The 17923-nt window shown below is 46.9% G+C and carries 16 protein-coding genes and 1 pseudogene; 14 read left to right on the forward strand and 3 right to left on the reverse strand.

Annotated features, from left to right (window positions below; translation table 11 throughout):
* The first annotated feature begins 23 nt into the window (after window positions 1–23).
* From HII30_RS10895 to HII30_RS10930, 8 genes are all read left to right on the forward strand, one after another.
* Window positions 24–776 carry a vWA domain-containing protein gene (locus HII30_RS10895; protein ID WP_169505056.1) on the forward strand — a complete coding sequence of 251 codons (753 nt, stop codon included), beginning with the start codon at window positions 24–26 and terminating at the stop codon, window positions 774–776.
* 171 nt (window positions 777–947) lie between these two features.
* Window positions 948–1619 (forward strand): hypothetical protein, encoded by a 672-nt coding sequence (locus tag HII30_RS10900; RefSeq protein WP_246246256.1) that lies wholly within the window; start codon window positions 948–950, stop codon window positions 1617–1619.
* Between the two features lie 186 nt (window positions 1620–1805).
* Entirely contained in the window at window positions 1806–2606 is an 801-nt protein-coding gene (locus HII30_RS10905) for an SDR family oxidoreductase (RefSeq protein ID WP_169505058.1), read from the forward strand.
* Window positions 2607–2786: 180 nt separating this feature from the next.
* Window positions 2787–5264 (forward strand): ATP-dependent helicase HrpB, encoded by a 2478-nt coding sequence (hrpB, locus tag HII30_RS10910; RefSeq protein ID WP_169505059.1) that lies wholly within the window; start codon window positions 2787–2789, stop codon window positions 5262–5264.
* Between the two features lie 71 nt (window positions 5265–5335).
* Window positions 5336–5884 carry a general stress protein gene (locus HII30_RS10915; RefSeq protein ID WP_169505060.1) on the forward strand — a complete coding sequence of 183 codons (549 nt, stop codon included), beginning with the start codon at window positions 5336–5338 and terminating at the stop codon, window positions 5882–5884.
* Window positions 5885–6037: 153 nt separating this feature from the next.
* Window positions 6038–7216, forward strand: coding sequence for an acyltransferase (locus HII30_RS10920; RefSeq protein WP_169505061.1), 1179 nt, complete (start codon window positions 6038–6040; stop codon window positions 7214–7216).
* A 185-nt stretch (window positions 7217–7401) separates the two neighbouring features.
* The gene (locus HII30_RS10925; protein WP_169505062.1) at window positions 7402–7764 is read left to right on the forward strand and encodes a replication termination protein; all 363 of its coding nucleotides are present in this window, start codon (window positions 7402–7404) and stop codon (window positions 7762–7764) included.
* Between the two features lie 20 nt (window positions 7765–7784).
* On the forward strand, window positions 7785–8789 hold the full coding sequence (locus HII30_RS10930) for a Gfo/Idh/MocA family protein (RefSeq protein ID WP_169505063.1): 1005 nt from the start codon (window positions 7785–7787) through the stop codon (window positions 8787–8789).
* 78 nt (window positions 8790–8867) lie between these two features.
* Here HII30_RS10930 and HII30_RS10935 read toward each other — a convergent pair whose 3' ends face one another.
* A complete protein-coding gene (locus HII30_RS10935) occupies window positions 8868–9434 on the reverse strand; it encodes a TraR/DksA C4-type zinc finger protein (protein ID WP_169505064.1) in 567 nt (188 codons plus the stop codon).
* Window positions 9435–9657: 223 nt separating this feature from the next.
* Here HII30_RS10935 and HII30_RS10940 point away from each other — a divergent pair, with 223 nt between their 5' ends.
* Window positions 9658–10035 carry a DivIVA domain-containing protein gene (locus HII30_RS10940; RefSeq protein WP_169505065.1) on the forward strand — a complete coding sequence of 126 codons (378 nt, stop codon included), beginning with the start codon at window positions 9658–9660 and terminating at the stop codon, window positions 10033–10035.
* A gap of 31 nt (window positions 10036–10066) precedes the next feature.
* Window positions 10067–12712, forward strand: coding sequence for a response regulator (locus tag HII30_RS10945; protein ID WP_169505066.1), 2646 nt, complete (start codon window positions 10067–10069; stop codon window positions 12710–12712).
* Window positions 12713–12766: 54 nt separating this feature from the next.
* Here the strand turns inward: HII30_RS10945 and HII30_RS10950 are convergent, their stop codons facing one another.
* Window positions 12767–12967 (reverse strand): CLC_0170 family protein, encoded by a 201-nt coding sequence (locus tag HII30_RS10950; protein ID WP_169505067.1) that lies wholly within the window; start codon window positions 12965–12967, stop codon window positions 12767–12769.
* Window positions 12968–13167: 200 nt separating this feature from the next.
* On the opposite strand from HII30_RS10950, the gene ku reads away from it, so the two are divergent.
* From ku to HII30_RS10970, 4 genes and pseudogenes are all read left to right on the forward strand, one after another.
* Window positions 13168–14007, forward strand: a complete 840-nt coding sequence (gene ku, locus HII30_RS10955; protein WP_169505068.1) for a non-homologous end joining protein Ku — start codon at window positions 13168–13170, stop codon at window positions 14005–14007.
* Window positions 14008–14012: 5 nt separating this feature from the next.
* On the forward strand, window positions 14013–14951 hold the full coding sequence (locus HII30_RS10960; protein WP_169505069.1) for an ATP-dependent DNA ligase: 939 nt from the start codon (window positions 14013–14015) through the stop codon (window positions 14949–14951).
* Window positions 14914–15647, forward strand: a pseudogene (gene ligD, locus HII30_RS10965) (non-homologous end-joining DNA ligase LigD). The gene HII30_RS10960 and the pseudogene ligD overlap by 38 nt, the downstream one beginning before the upstream one ends.
* A 245-nt stretch (window positions 15648–15892) precedes the next feature.
* Window positions 15893–17281, forward strand: a complete 1389-nt coding sequence (locus HII30_RS10970) for an amino acid permease (protein WP_169505070.1) — start codon at window positions 15893–15895, stop codon at window positions 17279–17281.
* Here the strand turns inward: HII30_RS10970 and HII30_RS10975 are convergent.
* Window positions 17278–17904, reverse strand: coding sequence for a LysE family transporter (locus HII30_RS10975; RefSeq protein WP_169505071.1), 627 nt, complete (start codon window positions 17902–17904; stop codon window positions 17278–17280). The genes HII30_RS10970 and HII30_RS10975 overlap by 4 nt on opposite strands.
* Between the last annotated feature and the right edge of the window lie 19 nt (window positions 17905–17923).

Here is a 17923-nt window from a genome sequence, read left to right on the forward strand (position 1 = left end):
CAAATCATGCAGGGGTGTTTTAGGTGAATTATAGTATTCAGGCGTCACAGCGTACACCGGCATTGGTCATATACTTGATCGATATCAGTGCATCAATGAATATGCTGATGGAAGGTCAGCGCAGGATCGATGTAGTTTATGAAGCATTATCACTGGCGATCCGACAAATGGTGTTCCGTTCAACCAAGGGTAACCGTCTTACACCCCGATATCGTATTGCAATTCTCGCCTACAGCGATGATGTTTATGACCTGCTGAACGGTATAAAAGGGATTGATGAAATTGCTGCGGTAGGCTCCCTGCCGGATTTGACGCCGAAGCGTTTTTCAGACTCTGCCAAAGCATTTTTACAGGCAGAGAAAATTCTGAAAGCGGAAATTCCGAACATGCAGGATTGCCCTGCACCTCTTGTATGTCATATGACCGATGGTGTGGCCACTGGAGAAGATCCCGAGCCTATCGCCAAACGTATTATGAGTATGAGTGTACCAGACGGAAATGTATTGGTTGAAAATATATTTATATCCGATCATTTGATGAGCCAGCCTGTCAATGAGCCCAGACGGTGGAAAGGTATACACCCGGACACACAGCTTCAAGATGAGCATGCGCTCAAGCTGAAAATGATGTCATCCGTCCTGCCGGAAAGTTATCGTGAGATGCTAGTGGAGGCGGATTATCAGCTGGCCCCAGGAGCACTTATGATGCTTCCTGGAACCTGTGCAGAACTCGTGTCTATTGGCTTTCAAATGTCGGCGGCAACGCCGGTAAGGTAAAAGCCTATGAGATCTTCCAATGCAGGCAGCGTCCACGTCGGAAAATCACGAAAGAACAATGCAAATCCGTTTCTTTATGAATGTAAGCAAACCGCCGAACTTCCAGTCACGAATGTAAGTGATAAGTTCAACTGCCGATATGCTTATGGGCGAGCATCAGAAACGGCCCATATGCAGGATCGTGGTCAGGATTTTATGGCTTTTGCTTTGGACGGAGGAGTATGCAGTTTTGTGTTATGTGATGGTGTCGGATTAAGCTTTCGGGGTGACATGGCTTCAAAATTCCTAGGCAGAGGGTTGTTATCCTGGCTCCGTTCTCAAGGAGAACTCAATCGGCAGAATCTGGAGCGTAAACTGGTTGAGCTGTCTGCGGAAGCCAGTCAGGAAAGTGATGCTCTAACATTTGACGAAGATACGCCGCTTCTGCTTAAAGAGGTCCTTCAGCAGAAGCAGCAGCAGGGAAGCGAAGCGATGTATATATGCGGACGCATTGAGCTTCCCGGCCGTTTTCATCGTAAAGGGAAGTTGTGGCTCGCCTGGCAGGGCGACTCGCGTCTGAGGATGTTCCAACAGCATATGGAACTCACTTCACAGTTCGGCGACCGTTTCCATACTAGTGAGCGATGGTCAACCCGCAGCGGTCCCATTGGCGGCAGGCCTCATATATTTGAAAGCCGTTTGGACGCTCTGTCCGGTTATCGACTTCTAATGTATAGTGACGGTCTGAATGATCTGGATCCCATTTTAGAGAGGGTTCCTGATGAGCAGGTTCAGCTTCTCATGGATGCTGTTCACACAGGCGGGCTGGAAGATGATGCTTCATTTTTAGAAATTTCATGGTAGGATGCACACATTGTTAACCAGCTTGAAGGCGATGGAGGGAGCCCCTCATCGCCTTTTAACGTTGGAGTCGAACGGATCACATCAGGTGGATATACATTTATCTCTTTTCATGATTATTCATTCATGTTTTGGGTAATCTTGTGACAGATGGTAACTATATGGTTACACGAAAAGGAGATGGATGACATGACTCAAGGACAGAGCCGTTTTCATGGAAAAACAGCAGTTGTAACTGGTGCAGGATCAGGTATTGGCCGGGCGGCGGCTGTGAAGCTGGCGAAAGAAGGAGCCAATGTGGCATTATTTGATCTAATGGACGACCGCTCCGAGGAAGTTGTAAAGGAACTGAACGACATACGTGATGGCTGTGCGCATGCATTTGATGTGGACACAACGGATGCCAAACGTGTTGAAAAAGCGGTACAGGAGACGGCCGAAATCTTCGGAGGCATCGATATTGTCTTTGCGAATGCTGGTATAAATGGAGTGTTATCTCCTGTAGATGAAATGAACCTGGAGGATTGGCAGAAAACGCTGGACGTCAATTTGAATGGTACGTTCCTGACGGTGAAGCATACAGTTCCCTATCTGAAAAAGAACGGAAAAGGAAGTATTATTATTACAAGTTCCGTGAACGGCACCCGAGTCTTTACCGGTTTTGGTATGATTGCCTACAGCACCACGAAAGCAGGCCAGGTTGCTTTTGCCAAGATGGCTGCACTGGAGCTAGCTAAGTTCAAGATTCGTGTCAATGTGGTCTGTCCAGGTGCCATCTCCACCAATATTGATCAAAGTACGAAAAAACAAGGTAACCTGGAAGAGATCACGATTCCGATTGAATATCCGGACGGTGGACAACCGTTGGAACATGGTCCGGGTGAACCAGAGGATGTTGCCGATCTGGTGGCTTTCCTGGCATCGGATGAGTCCCGTCATATTACAGGTGCACAAATTTTTATTGACGGCGCGGAATCTCTGCTCCGTTAAAGAAAAGTTGATCATGCTAAATAAACAGGGCTGCCTAAAAAGATCTTGGATCTTAACAGGCAGCCCTGTTTGCTTGCAATTGTTGCTAATGAATACAGTGCATAAATCTTTTTTTCCAAATCACCGCATGATACCATACTTGAAGAACAACTTAACGCACAATAGACAGGATTTGAGAACATGGACAACAACAAAAACGAGCTTCCGATCGAGCAGATACTGCCTCAATTAATAGATCACTTCCGAACTGAAAATAATGCAGCTCTGATTGCCGAGCCGGGAGCAGGTAAAACAACGCGTGTGCCTCTTGCACTCATGGATGAGGACTGGCTGGCCGGACAGAAAATCATCATGCTTGAACCACGCAGACTTGCAGCCCGTTCTGCGGCAGCTTATATGGCTCGTGCTTTAGGTGAAAAGGTAGGAGAGCGGGTAGGGTACCGAGTGCGGCTTGACACCAAAGTCAGCAGCAGCACGGTCATTGAAGTTGTTACAGAGGGAATTTTGACGCGAATGCTGCAGCACGATCCTTCGTTGCCCCGTGTCGGCATGATAATCTTCGACGAGTTTCATGAACGCAGCATTCATGCTGATACCGGACTTGCCCTGGCTCTGGAATCCCAAAGTGTGTTGAGGGACGATTTGAAGGTGCTGGTCATGTCTGCGACGCTTGAAGGTGAACCTGTGTCCGAGCTGCTGGGAGGCGCAGCGGTTCTGAGCTGTACAGGAAGAAGCTATCCGGTCACGACGGTTTATGCTCCTCCACTGCCGGGCCAAGCTTTGGAGCAGGCTGCGGCCGCATCGGTGATGACAGCACTACATGACTGTAGTGGCGATATCCTCGTCTTTCTCCCGGGCATGAGAGAAATCAGACGGACACATGAGGCTTTGCGAAATCTTCCTCTGTCCTCGGATGTTGTACTGCGGGAACTGCATGGACAGCTTTCACAAGAACAGCAGGACCTGGCTGTTCAGACGGATAGCAACGGTTTACGCAAAGTGGTGTTATCCACATCCATAGCTGAAACGAGTTTAACGATCCAGGGTATTGGTGCCGTTGTAGACAGCGGCTATACAAGAGTGGAAGAGTATTCCTACCGGACAGGCCTTCCTCTGCTCGTAACACATCGGGTATCCAAAGCAGCTGCGGATCAGCGGCGCGGCCGCGCGGGACGTCTTGCGGCAGGAACCTGCTACCGTCTCTGGAGTGTGGAGGAACATGCCAGACTCCGGCCGGCTGCGGTGCCTGAAATTTTAAGAACCGATCTGCTTCCGCTTGCTTTGGAGCTGGCGGTTTGGGGGGTCAAGGATCCAGGGCAACTATCCTGGATGGACGAGCCTCCTTCTCATGCTGTTCAACATGGACGGGGAATTTTATCTCTGATGGGAGCTCTGAACACCACTTCAGGTGCAGCGGAGCATGGACGCCGGATGGCAGAATTAAGCATTCATCCCAGACTGGCTCACATGCTGATATTAGGGAAATCACTGAACATTGGTGCACTGGCCTGTAAACTGGCAGCACTGCTTCAGGATCGGGAAGCACTGCATGACGCAGGTGGAGCAGGGGATCATGATATCGTTACAACACTTGAAACAATGAACATTAGGCATCAAAGCCATGCAAGGATCTCGGCAGAAGCAGGAATCCTGATGAAAAAGCTTGGCGTTGAAGAGGATCAAAGAAATGACCTTGAATCGGCCGGTATTCTGCTCGCCTTTGCTTATCCTGATCGAATCGCCAGAAAAAGGGGGAACGGAAGCTTTTTGCTGCGCAGCGGCAGGGGGATTATGTTCAAAACGGCTGTACCTCTGAGCAGGTGCGAATATATCGTAGCTGTGGGTGTTGATGACCGCGGAGCGGACGGGATCATTCAGGTGGCAGCTGAGCTGAATTCATTGGAGATGGAACAGCATTTTTCTAGTGATATTAAGGAGATCAAAAAGGTGACTTGGGACTCAGAAGGCGGAAGAGTCAAATCGGTCATTCAAAAAATGCTCGGTGAAATCATGGTTTCAGAAAAACAAGATCCAAGGCCGAATGATGACGATGTTGCTGCAGCTGTGATTGAAGGGATCCGAAGAGAAGGACTGAAGCTTCTAGGGTGGAGTAAACAGAGCATGCAGTGGAGACAGAGAGTAGCGTTTATGGGTTTTCAGCATGATGAATGGCCTGATTTCAGTGATACTGCGTTATTGAATTCATTGGAAGAGTGGCTGCTCCCATACCTGGCTGGTGTTCGAAGCAGGCAGGAACTTAAAGCACTGCATGCCGGAGAATTGATTGCACACCGTCTAAGCTGGGAACAGCGCCAGCAGCTGGAACTGGAAGCACCTACCCGCTTGGAGGTGCCTAGCGGATCCAGAATTCCAATACGGTATGATGATCCTGCCGCACCGGCAGTCGAAGTCAGGCTGCAGGAGGTCTTTGGGCTTGATCGCACGCCGCGGATTGGAGGCGGCTCTGTTCCGGTCACATTTCATTTGCTGTCACCGGCACGCAGGACTGTTCAAATTACCTCAGATCTGGACAGCTTTTGGCGCGGGGCCTACTTCGAAATTAAAAAAGACCTGAAAGGGCGGTATCCCAAGCATTACTGGCCGGATGATCCGTTTAACGCCACGCCGACAAATCGCGTGAAACCAAAGCTCAAATAACACCCGTTTGATGACGCCACCTGTAGGGTAATGGAACATAACATAACCGAAAATACAAGGAGGCGTTCAACATGCAAAAGCACGTGGTAGGCGTATTTGACACCGAGAATGAGGCGATTTCAGCCATTCAGGATCTTCAGGAACGAGGGATCCCGGGTGAACGTATATCCGTCATTTCCAAGGATAAACAGGAAATGGAGAACGTAACGGATGAGACAGGAACGAAAGCTCCTGAGGGAGTTGCTGCTGGGGCAGCAACAGGAGGTGTGCTCGGAGGTGTTACCGGATTGCTAGCTGGAGCAGGAGCGCTGGCGATTCCAGGTATCGGACCCATCCTCGCAGCAGGGCCCATTGCTGCAACCTTGGCAGGCGCCGCAGTTGGTGCAGGTGCCGGCGGCTTGGTTGGCGGCCTGATCGGGTTAGGTATTCCTGAAGATGAAGCGAAGGATTATGAGACCCATATCAACGAAGGCCGTATCCTCGTACTTGTAGACGGTGATGAGCAGTTCGATGATGTGCATGATGTGTTCACAACGCACCGTTCCTTGAACGCTGACCGGTACAGCGGAAGAGATACTCGTACAATCAATGGGCTGCCAACAAACAATACATTACTTTAAAACATAACTATATGTGCCCGGTTCCCTCAGGGGACCGGGTTTTTTATGTATACATATCCGTATTTTCTACAGGTGGCATCATTAACCGGTCGCCTTCCGGCGTTTATGCCGTTATAATGTGTCCTAGTTCAATCAGTAAAAGGAGGCTGCAGGATGCGTAAAGAAAGGCTTCCGGAAATTGAATACTTTCGGGGATTGGCTTTTTTAGCCGTCGTATTTCAGCACTCTATTGCTCACTATTCCGTAGAAGAAGGAATGAATAATGCAGACGGAATAGGTATGGCATTTTTACTAATGACGGTCAAATTCGCTGTTCCTGCGTTTGTGTTTATTACCGGTTTGCTGCTGTTTTATAACGATAAAGGGACTTTGAAATATGGACAATTCGTAAAGAAGAGAATTCAGGATATTTATATCCCTTTTGCCGTTTGGACCCTGATCCATGCCCTATATATTCATCACATCAATGTGTTTTCTTTAGCAGATTTGAAACAACTCGGACTCATGCTGATTACCGGAAAAGCGAGCTCGCATTTATGGTATATTGTGATGCTGTTTCAGCTCTACCTGTTATATCCGCTGATCCGCCGCGGCATGCGCTTTGCCATCCGTAAATGGAACGTAACGGTGAAACAAATATTGTTATTTGCAGCAGGAATTGCCTTTCTTCTGATGACATGGAAAATCACTTGGATCGGAAATTGGATAGGTGGCCTTCAAATCCCGATTTGGAGCGTAATGTTTACAGATTATGCAGATCGTAATGCCCTGTATTTTTCGTTTTATTTCATTTTGGGTGCTGCGGCTGGCTCCAATCTTCATCTCTGGCGGGAAAAGCTTAGAGCGTGGAGAATGCTGTACTGGCCTTTATTTTTCTTTTTATTCGGATTTCATCTCATGCATGGTATTCAAGAAGTGATAAGGAATGCGGATGGAATCACATTCTATTCCCTGTCTTTACTGCGGCCGTGGATGGCATTGTTCTTGATAGTTTCGATCCTTGTTATGTATGACATCTCGTTATGGATTCATCGAAAAGGCAGCAAACAGGCGCACAATATCCTCATATCCATTGGCAAATATTCGTTCGTGGCGTACCTTATGCACATTCTGACTTTAAGAATCAGTTATGCTGCGGATGAGGCCTGGCTTAGTGCTGCTCCGTCCTGGACGCGGATTTTATCTTCATGGATGATCAGCGTAGTGTTATCCTACGGAGCGGCTCGTTTGATTTCTCGCTGGTCCTTCGGGAAGTGGCTAGGAGGCGTACCGAATAGACAAAGACAAAAAACAAGAATAAACAGCACAAATAATAAAAATTTCAACATATGAAAAATTCATAATAGATAAATCCTACCTCTTTCTCCTACTTCCTGCCTAACTCTTCAATTCACGTTTCTAGCCTTCCCCATTCCGGTTAAAAGGAGAGGTAGGGCAGTATTGTGCAAATTGGGAATGGATGGTATACAATAGAATTTAAAAATATAGTGTGGTCAATGGGGGGAGGCGTCCAGGCGATGGCCTTTATGATCGCTCAGCGAGCTTTTATCAAAGTCTATTTGATTACGATGGTGGAGCAGCAGCGGGGTTATGGATATCAGATGCTCGAAGAAATGAGACAAGAATTTAAAAATCATGGTTATTCTCCTCCTCAGAGTGAAATATACCGGGCGCTTCATGAATTAGTTCAGGAAGGGGTATTTTACCGCACCAAGAAATTAAAAGGGAATGATCCGAAAGTGGATTTTCAGGAAATCGTGCTTTATCACTTCACAAGTGACGGTGCTGAAAAAGCAAAGCTTTATAAAAAGCAGGTAAAAACAGACCTTGACCGCTGTCTCGGCATTTTAAATAAAGCCGTCAAAGATAACTATTCATAAGTTACAGGGAGGTATTTCTCATGAGTACGAAATTGCGTTTTGGTATCATGAGTACGGCAAGAATAGCTCGAAATTCAATGATACCCGGCATTCTTAAATCAGAGCGCTGTGAAGTTACAGCCATAGCCAGCCGGAATGCGGAGAAAGCCGCCGAGATCGCTGAAAGATTCGATATTCCTACTTCCTACGGATGTTATGATGAGCTGCTGAACGACCCTAACGTGGATGCCGTGTACATTCCGCTTCCCAATCATCTGCATAAACCTTGGTCGATCAAAGCCATGAAAGCCGGAAAACATGTGTTATGTGAAAAGCCAGCGGCCCTTAATGAGGTAGAGATTCGTCAGGTCGCAGAGGCTGCGAAAGAGCACCAGCGGGTTTTTGCTGAGGCATTTATGTATCGATACCATCCCAAGCATGCACGTGTCAGGGAGTTGATTGAGAGTGGAGAAATTGGTGAGGTTAGAGGCATTCACGGCAGTTTTACTTTTAACAATGCAGGAGACAAACAAAATGTGAGATACAGCCGTGAAATGGGCGGCGGTTCTGTGTATGATGTCGGATGTTATCCCATATCTGCTGCCCGGATGATTTACGACATGGAGCCTAAAGCAATCACTTGCCATGCGTTATTCTCGGACGAGCATGATGGTGTGGATATGATGGCTCATGGTATGCTTGAATTTGACAATGGCTTGGGGCTGACATTTGAATGCGGAATGTGGGCTTATTCTAAATGCAGTTTGGAGATTGCGGGTACAGAAGGAAGAATAGAATTACCTTCTGCTTTCGGATGGGAACGAATGGAGGATCAGGCTCAAATCCTCATTCATACCCCAAAAGGTACACGGGAAGAGAAGTTGGGGGCGCATAATCACTTTGCACTTCAGGCGGATGCTATGGCGGCAGCAGTACTCGATGGAGTCCCTATGCCTTTCGGGCTGGATGATGCCATCCGGAATATGAGAGTCATTGATGCATGCCAGCGGGCCATTCACACATCAAGCCGTGTATTGATTCCTTAGATTATGTTATGAGTTATAAGACATCAAAAGAGCCGGCAGCTCCAGGATGCCGGCTCTTTGTTTACGGGAGCAAGAACATTATCCTTCGTTCTTGTAATCGTCTTCCCCAGGCTCAATATTCATGGCAGGGGATGTAGCCGTGCCATAGTTTTCAACATCATCCCAAGCTCCGGCATCATCAAAGCGCCCTTCAGAATGCTGCCGGTTTACACCCGCGCCGCCGGGAGGAGGGGTAATAACATCTTCTTCTGCCGGCCGGTCATTGGACAAGTGCTGATCTGGTGTATGTTCAATGCAGTATGCTGTAAAAGGCAATGCTTCCAGCCGTTCAAAAGGAATGTCATTCCCGCATTCCAAACAAGTTCCATACGTGCCTTCATCTATTCGTTTGAAGGCTTGATTAATTTCATCCTGCTCACTGCTCAGATTTTCATTGATAGCCAGGTCCCGCCCGCGTTCAAAGGTTTCGGTACCAACGTCACCGGGATGATTATCTGCCGCACTGAGCTCTCCCGTGGAATCACTCAAGGAATCACTAAGAAGATTTTCATCCTCATTTTGTTCAAAGTGAAGACTCAGCCGCTCCTGTTCCTCATTCAGTCGTTCTTTTAAAGTTTGAATTTGCTTATCGCTTAATTGGCTCATATTATGACAGTCCTTTCCGTTCAATCATAGTTTAAACACTTGTTTTATGTATTCTCCTTACCCCATAGGACTTGGATACAATCAGAAATACGTTTGCTTGCGCGCTGTATGATTTTGGAATCTTTCATAAAAATGCATGAAATAGTTTTTTCAAATCCTAGTATGTGATATAAAAAAGAAAGGGAGCGGGCTGCATACGCACCCATTTGTGGAGGGATAAATGATGGATGAACATATGAAACGCCGATTGGACAAACAAAAAAAGCTGTTCAAACAACTCGGAATCTCACTGGATGCTCTGTCAATCCATGAGAAAGAGTTCACGAACAAATTAAGAGGATACGACGCAGAAGAAGTAGATTCTTTTTTGGACGACGTGATTAAAGATTATGAACGATTCTACGCTACAATCTCCGATTTGATGGATAAATGGCAGGAGCAGCAAATTCTGATTCGTGATTTGAAGTCAGGCGTGCGTCCGGGAACGGAGAAGCCGTCCATTGATCCCGCTGCACTCGAAGAAGTCGTGGCCAGGTTGGAAGCAGATATGGCTCTGCTGAAAAAAAGAATTCGTCCGGATCAGAATTATTACATCGATTAATCTCATATTGAACTAAAAGGGGGCCAGCCCATTGCCTAACCGCTTGAAAATTAATATCCGCACTAAAATTATTATAAGTTATTTGCTGGTCCTGGTCTCGCTTGGCGTATTTCTGTGGATCGTTTCCGGGCGTATGACTTCACTACAGCAGGAGGCCGACTTTATCGGTCAGCATGATATTGAGGTCCACAAGCTGGCTCATGAAATTGAGAAGAATATGCTTGAACTGGTAAATGGCCAGCGCGGTTTCGTTATCACCGGAGATACATCGTATCTGGAGCCATATAAAGAAGCCCTATCAATATGGGAAACGAACTACAATAAGCTCGTCCAGTTGATTGAGGACAACAGCAGTCAGGTACGCGAGCTGACGAGTATCAAAAATAATATTGAAACCTGGATCGAGGTGGCGGGGCAGCCAGCGGTCCGTTTAAAGCAGGCTGGACAGAATGAAGAAGCACTGCAGTTTTTCATCAATGATCCTGGTCAGCCTGCTATGGAAACTCTTCGCAGTCAGTTTACAGCTTTCCGTACGACTGAGAGAGAAATGACCGCAGCACGTGTGGATCAAATGAAAAACCGCAATAATGAGCTTCTCATCATGATGTATGGGCTTTGGGGGGCCATTGCACTCATTACGCTTGCAGGGGCCTATCTATTATCCCGAAGTATCGTCAATCCGATCACACAGGTGACAGGCATGATCCGGGAGATCGCAGAAGGCGGAAACTTATCTCGCAGAATAACCGTGAATACACGTGATGAAGTTCATACTCTTGCCGCTGAAACGAATAAGCTGCTTGCAAACGTCAGCCGCCAGTCCTGGATCAAGGACCAGGTCGCGGTGATGTCGGCACTGCTGCAAAATGCGGATACCCTGGACACGTTAACCCGGTTTTTCACACATCGAACGGCAGGCGTACTGGGTGTGCCGTATGCTGCCCTTTTTCTCAGTAGTCAACAAGAACAATTGGTTAAGGCTGCAGCCTTTGCAGATCCCGACGGGGAGCCCTGGAACAAAGTCAGAGACCGTTTTTCTCCCGGTGAAGGGCTGGTCGGACAGTGCATGGTTGAGAAAAGAATGCTCATTATTGATGATATACCGCCTAATTACATCCGGATTGAATCCGGTCTTGGCGATGCGGAGCCGACAGGACTCCTGGTTGCTCCAGTGATTTTGGAAGATGAAGTGCTTGCAGTACTTGAACTGGCGCTTTTCAAGCCAATGGGGCAGAGTGATATCCAGCTTCTGGAACAGTTTCTGAACATATTCGGGAATGCCTTGAATGGGATGTCCCGCAAGATGGAAATTCAGAAATTGTATCAGGAGTCCCAGGCTCTGAATGAAGAGCTCCAGGTGCAATCGGAAGAACTGCAGGCACATTCCACCGAAATCGAACGTTACGCCCGCCAGGTTGAGCAGAGCTCAAGTTATAAATCACAGTTTTTGGCCAATATGTCTCATGAACTCCGCACGCCTTTGAACAGTATGCTGATTTTGTCCCAAATATTATTTGAAAACAAGAACAGGAACCTGTCGGACGAAGAGCAAAATTATGCAGCGGTCATTCACAAGTCAGGCAGCGAGCTGTTGACACTGATTAACGACATCCTGGATTTATCCAAGGTCGAGGCCGGAAAGCTGCAGATTGAGATGGATACGGTTAATCTCAGTGAGATTCCAGATCTGATGCATAATTATTTCGGGAAAACAGCAGAGAATAAAAATCTCCAGTTTAACATCGAGATTCAGCCGGACGTCCCTACCACAATTCTTTCGGATGTCACCAGACTGCTTCAAATATTACGAAATCTGATCTCCAATGCGGTAAAATTTACAGAAAAGGGCAGTGTCATACTGTCAATTAGAACCGTGAGTCAAGTATATACAGAGGAATATCAATTAAATGAGAGAGCCATTGTGTTTGAAGTATCCGACACGGGGATTGGGATCTCACCAGAAAATCTGGATCCGATTTTTGAAGCCTTCCGTCAGGGGGATGAAGCTACGGCTCGTAAATTCGGCGGAACGGGACTGGGTCTTACCATTTCCCTGCAGCTGGCTCATTTGCTTAGAGGTCATATAACTGCAGAGAGTCAAGCAGGCGTTGGCAGCAAGTTCACGCTCTACCTGCCTGCACGTCCTGCACATCTGAAGGAGAACGAGACAGAACGGATGTTTCTGCTGCCTGAAGCTGCAGCGGCAGCAGAGCAGCCGGTTACGGCTCAGTTAACGGTCACAAATGTTACGAATGTAGAAGATAGCGAGAGCGATCCTGTTCAACGGTTTGAGAATCAAACCGTACTCATTGTTGATGATGATATTCGTAATGTGTATGGATTGGCTAATGTGCTGGAGAAGGTGAACATGAGGGTTTTAACCGCTCAGAACGGATACGAGTGTCTGGAGATGCTGGAAGCGGGAGATTCAATTGATGTTATCCTGATGGATATCATGATGCCTGAGATGGATGGATTTGAGACCTTGAAGCGTATTCGCCAGCAGTCAGAGTATGATGATCTTCCCATTATTATCTTGTCAGCCAGAGCGATGAAAGAAGAAAAGGAAAGATGTCTATCAGCAGGAGCCGCAGCTTATGTAGTCAAGCCGGCAAAACTGAGTGATGTGCTGGGTGCCATCACTTCCGCTGTTATGAAAGATTCTGTTGCATTTTAAAACGCTCCTCAAGTACCGGCCGCAGCATGCGGACGGTCTTTTTTATACGCATATTTACTGAAGCAGAATATACATCAGAAGAGCGAGTAATCCAGCCACAGCAATGACGGCATGCACCCAGCCGAATGACCTGACGATCGCACGTTCTCTGCCCCGGTTTTTCGAAGCGGAAATTCGGGCATCAAATACAAAAAGCAAAACAGCACTGATAATTAAAATTCCGACAATATACCAAGGATAATAAGTCTGATTCATCTGAACCTCCTTTTATAAGCGCAGCCCCGTTTAAGTGGATTTTTACTTGATACTAGGATTGCCACAGTTGTCTTAAATATGTAACCTCTGTGAGATTATTCTAAGAGGACATCACACTGATTAAGTCGGGAAGCTGCCGTTTAATGAGAGGAAAGAGATTCTTAAACGCTTGTTAAATGTAGAAAGGGAAGGTGAACACTTTGCAGACGATTTGGAAAGGGGCCGTCAGTTTTGGCCTCGTTAATGTACCCGTCAAAATGTTCTTGGCAACCCATGATCACGATATTCCCATGCGACTACTGCATAAAGAATATAACGTCCCGATTCACTATAGCCGTACCTGTCCCAAATGCGAAACAGAAGTAAGCTGGAAGGATATTGTCAAAGGATATGAATATGAAGAAGGACACTTCGTTACGTTCGATAAAGAAGAATTAGAAAAGCTGGCCTCCGAATCCTCCAGGGAAATCAAAATTTCAGATTTTGTGGAATTAGCGGACATCGATCCGATCTATTATCAAAAAACGTATTATCTGGCACCGGAGGAAACCGGCAAACATGCCTATACGCTGTTGGTCAAAGCCCTTCAGGAAACCAGTAAAGTAGGGATTGCCAATGTCACGATCCGTCACAAGAGCAGTTTGGCTGCCATTCGGGTGATCGATGGTGTACTTTCTATGTCGACCATGTCTTATGGCGAAGAAATTCGGGACAAAAACCAGCTGCCAAATCTTCCAGAAAAACAAAAAGTTGAAAAAAGAGAGCTTGATATGGCGAAAATGCTGATCGATCAATTATCCACGGATTTTGATCCAGATCAATATGAAGATGCATACCGTGAACGACTGCTGGATGCCATAGAAGATAAAGTGGAGGGCAGAGAAGTGAAACTTGCTCCAGATGAAGAAGTAACCAGTGTGCTGGACCTGATGGACGCTCTCCAGGCCAGTCTAAAGGATCTAAAGAGTACCCCGTCTGATAAAGCAGCGAAAAAGACAGCAAAAAAATCAAACACCAAACGTAAGAAGACCGGAGCTTAAGTTAAATGGAACAACTTAATCCGATGTCTCCCCTGCTCGTGACATGTCTTCCAGAAGGTTCTGAATGGAGCTATCAGCTGAAATGGGACGGATTCCGGATCCTGGCTTCATGTGAAGAGGGTCAGGTACAGTTATTCTCAAAGCAGATGAGTGACAAAACCGAGATTTATCCTGAAATTACGCAAGCATTGCAGCATAAGACGGGCCGTTTTGTTATCGACGGTGAAGCCGTTGTGCTGGATCCCGTAACCGGGAATCCCAGTTTTCAACGTATGCAGCAGCGAGACAAGCTTCATGATTCAGGCGCAATTCGCAGGGCTGTCCAGAGTCATCCTGTACATTATATGATTTTCGATCTCCTGTATGCTGATGGCGAAGACCTGCGGCACCTTCCTTTTGTTCAGAGAGCTGCAAGGCTCATCAGCCTGACTCAGGACTGGAAGGCGCCTTTATATCGATGCGAACAGTATGACGATGCAGAGATCCTGTGGGACTGGGTGGATTCCCATAAGTTTGAAGGCGTCATTGCGAAACGAAATCAAAGTGTATACGGTCAGGGCAAAGATCACCAGGACTGGTTCAAAAGAAAAACGGTACATCGCAGTACGGTCCAGATTATTGGGATTTTAATGAAAGAAGGCAGAATATCCAGCTTGGTTATGTGTCATAACGGACAATATCATGGTCGTGTGTCATCCGGTTTGAATGGTTCCATCAAGCAGTCTTTATCTGTCTTGGAAACGACGAACAGTGCAGATCATTATTTCGATACATGGCCGGAGGGTGTACGTAACCAAGATGTCAGATGGCTTCGCAATCTCCTTCAGGCGGAAGTAGAAGGCCGAGAACTAACGGCAGCAGAACTGCTTCGCCATCCCAGGATCATTTCGATTGAGGGGGTGAATCATGACAGAAGCAGGCAGGCTAAGGATAGAAGGAAATGAGATCCACATCACTAATCCGAATAAAATGCTGTGGCCCAAATCCGGGATTACCAAAGGGATGTATCTGCAGACATTGATTACACTGTCACCATATCTTCTGCGATATTGTCAGAATCGTTATTTAACGACCATTCGTTTCCCTGATGGTGTTCAAGGACCACGATTTTATCAAAAGAATGCTCCGCAGCCGCTGCCTTCTTTTGTGGAAACCTGCGAAAAAGACGGTGTGAATTATGTCCATCTGAATTCCGTCAGTACACTGCTGTGGTTAGGAAATCTGGCTGTACTGGAATTTCACCCTTCATTTGACCTCATTACAGGTGATGATCCGGATTATTGGGTAATTGATCTGGATCCGGACCAGGAAGAGGATGAGCGCCTAACAGAGGCGGTGCTCCTTGTTGGTGAGACATTACGTTCAATCGGTCTGGAATCGGTTCCGAAAACGTCGGGTGCGAGCGGAGTGCAGATGGTTATACCCCTGCAAAAAGGGTTTACATTTGAACAGCTGCATACGGTCGGTCAATTTACAGGAACATATCTTGCTCAAAAATATCCTGGGATGAAGTCAAAGAAGGGATTAATCCCAAACACTATACACTGCGGAATGCCAAGGAACGGTTTGAAGAACATGGCGATTTACTGGACAAGGTAACTCCTCAGGATCTTCAGCCTGTATTAAATATCATTAAATAGGTAACATATCTATACCTGAAATAGGTAACATATCTATACCTGATAAATCATAGTTCCATACACGAACCGGGAACGAAAAGACTTGTACCAAGTCTTTTCGTTTTCGTTTTTTTGCATCCAGATTATTGTAACCAAGGATGTTTTTCTTAACGCACTTCAAGATTAGTCACCCTTGGCAAAGTACATAATAAATCATGAATTTTGTTGTGTTGTATCTGCAGTGGTAAAGGAGGAAGTAGACCTGAATGAGTCATACTAAATCATCAGATAACAAACCAGAACAGACGCTCAAATGGTGGCAGCTGTCATTACTAGGTGTTGCATCGACTATCGGCACCGGTTATTTCCTCGGTTCGAGCCTGGGGATCAAGCTGGGTGGTCCGGCCGTTTTGATATCCTTTGTGCTGGCTGCACTAGGTACGTTTATTGTGTTTGATGTACTTGCCCGTATGACCGCTGAAGATCCCCAGGAAGGATCCTTTCGGGCGTATGCCAAAAAAGCCCACGGGCGGTGGGCCGGTTTCTCCACCGGATGGATGTACTGGTGTTCCGAAGTGCTGATCATGGGCAGTCAAATGACCGCACTGGCCATTTTTTCAAGGTTCTGGTTTCCTGGAGTACCGATGTGGCTGTTTGCCACCGGGTATGCCGTATTAGGCATGCTGGTCATCTGGATTGGGAACAAACTGTTTGATCGGCTTGAGAACGTCCTCGCTATTTTGAAAATTGCTGCGATTCTTATGTTTTTGATCATTGGCGTCATCGCGCTTATGGGTTGGTTAAGAGGCGGAATTTCTCCCAGTATGCCGCTGCGAATGAATGAATTTTTCCCGACAGGCGGTATGGGGCTGTGGTCCTCATTGATTTTTGCCTTTTATGCGTTCGGAGGCATCGAAGTCATGGGCGTTATGGCAATTCGTCTCAAGGATCCGAAGGAAGCGCCAAAGGCCGGGAGAATTATGATATTACTGCTTACCATTATTTATGTGCTGTCACTGGGACTGGCTTTAACCTTGTTAAAATGGAACCAGTTCCCTACCACGAAGAGTCCTTTTATTGTGGCGCTCGGGTCTTATCAGCTTCCGTTTGTGCCGCATGTATTTAATGCTGTACTGATCGTGGCAGGCTTTTCAACCATGGTGGCCTCACTTTATGCGGTAACCACGATGCTGGTCACGTTGTCCGAGGATCATGATGCGCCAGGCATTTTTGCGAAAAAAATGTTTAAACACAAAACACCGCTGTTTGCTTTGAGCTTAACCGCTGCGGGTCTGCTGCTCTCCATTGTGCTGTCCCTGCTGATGCCCGGCAAAATTTACGAGTACCTCACGACAGCAGCCGGTTTAATGCTGCTCTACAACTGGTTTTTCATTCTAATTTCTGCAGGGCGTAACCTGAAGCTGAACACATGGGGGCAAGTGAAACGCTATACCGGTATGGTACTGATCCTTCTAGCTGTCAGCGGTGCTGTAATGCACAACACAAGCCGTCCGGGATTTTGGATAAGCCTTGGCTTTATTGCTCTGATCATGTGTGTGGTGCTCATTATGCAGAGTATCTGGCGCAAAGCGGAGAAGCAGCACAGCAGAAAACGGGCTGAAGGTGCTGATTTCAGGCCTAAACCAGCTCGTTAAAAGAAAAGCACCTGGACCGCTCGCCATCCGAAATAGATGCCAAAACCGATCAAAGAAAGTCCGGACAAGATGGAAATGACAGTAATAGCCCGGGTATTGAAATATTTACGGAACGTACTTGCCATGCCGGCCATTGTAAAGTCCCAGATGAGGACTCCCAGAATAACGGCACCACTATACAGCAGCAGATCGCCTGTTCCGTAATCGGCAGCCGTTTTTACCAAGACTGAGCCATAAATCCCCAGCCAGAACAGAATGGTCATTGGATTCGATAACGACATGAGGAAGCCTGACCGCATGGAGGCGATGAGAGAGTCATCCTTCTTCTCCGAGCTGACAGAGACCTTGCCCGCAGTCATAACACTTTCTATACCTGTGTATAACAGAACAAATGCCCCAAACAGCCATAGAAAGGTTTGAACAAAAGGGGTGCTTAGAAAGTGCACCACGCCCATATACACCAGAACCATGTACACAATATCGGCCAGAACCGCGCCTAGACCGAAAAGCCAGGCATGCCAGAAGCCTTTTTTCAAACCCTTATCCAGCTGGGCAGCGTTTATTGGACCTACAGGTGCAGACAATGATAATCCAAGAAAAATATAGCTGAGAAACAGACTCATTCACTTCGCTCCATTCTGT

It is taken from the genome of Paenibacillus lemnae (assembly GCF_012933385.1).
Taxonomy (GTDB): domain Bacteria; phylum Bacillota; class Bacilli; order Paenibacillales; family Paenibacillaceae; genus Paenibacillus_AQ; species Paenibacillus_AQ lemnae.

What these genes read in the sequence shown, in the direction of transcription:
- HII30_RS10900 (WP_246246256.1), top strand. Translation starts at nt 948, where the DNA reads ATGCAGGATCGTGGTCAGGATTTTATGGCTTTTGCTTTGGACGGAGGA.
- HII30_RS10905 (WP_169505058.1), top strand. Translation starts at nt 1,806, where the DNA reads ATGACTCAAGGACAGAGCCGTTTTCATGGAAAAACAGCAGTTGTAACT.
- hrpB (WP_169505059.1), top strand. Translation starts at nt 2,787, where the DNA reads ATGGACAACAACAAAAACGAGCTTCCGATCGAGCAGATACTGCCTCAA.
- HII30_RS10915 (WP_169505060.1), top strand. Translation starts at nt 5,336, where the DNA reads ATGCAAAAGCACGTGGTAGGCGTATTTGACACCGAGAATGAGGCGATT.
- HII30_RS10920 (WP_169505061.1), top strand. Translation starts at nt 6,038, where the DNA reads ATGCGTAAAGAAAGGCTTCCGGAAATTGAATACTTTCGGGGATTGGCT.
- HII30_RS10925 (WP_169505062.1), top strand. Translation starts at nt 7,402, where the DNA reads ATGGCCTTTATGATCGCTCAGCGAGCTTTTATCAAAGTCTATTTGATT.
- HII30_RS10930 (WP_169505063.1), top strand. Translation starts at nt 7,785, where the DNA reads ATGAGTACGAAATTGCGTTTTGGTATCATGAGTACGGCAAGAATAGCT.
- HII30_RS10935 (WP_169505064.1), bottom strand. Translation starts at nt 9,434, where the DNA reads ATGAGCCAATTAAGCGATAAGCAAATTCAAACTTTAAAAGAACGACTG.
- HII30_RS10940 (WP_169505065.1), top strand. Translation starts at nt 9,658, where the DNA reads ATGGATGAACATATGAAACGCCGATTGGACAAACAAAAAAAGCTGTTC.
- HII30_RS10950 (WP_169505067.1), bottom strand. Translation starts at nt 12,967, where the DNA reads ATGAATCAGACTTATTATCCTTGGTATATTGTCGGAATTTTAATTATC.
- HII30_RS10960 (WP_169505069.1), top strand. Translation starts at nt 14,013, where the DNA reads ATGGAACAACTTAATCCGATGTCTCCCCTGCTCGTGACATGTCTTCCA.
- HII30_RS10970 (WP_169505070.1), top strand. Translation starts at nt 15,893, where the DNA reads ATGAGTCATACTAAATCATCAGATAACAAACCAGAACAGACGCTCAAA.
- HII30_RS10975 (WP_169505071.1), bottom strand. Translation starts at nt 17,904, where the DNA reads ATGAGTCTGTTTCTCAGCTATATTTTTCTTGGATTATCATTGTCTGCA.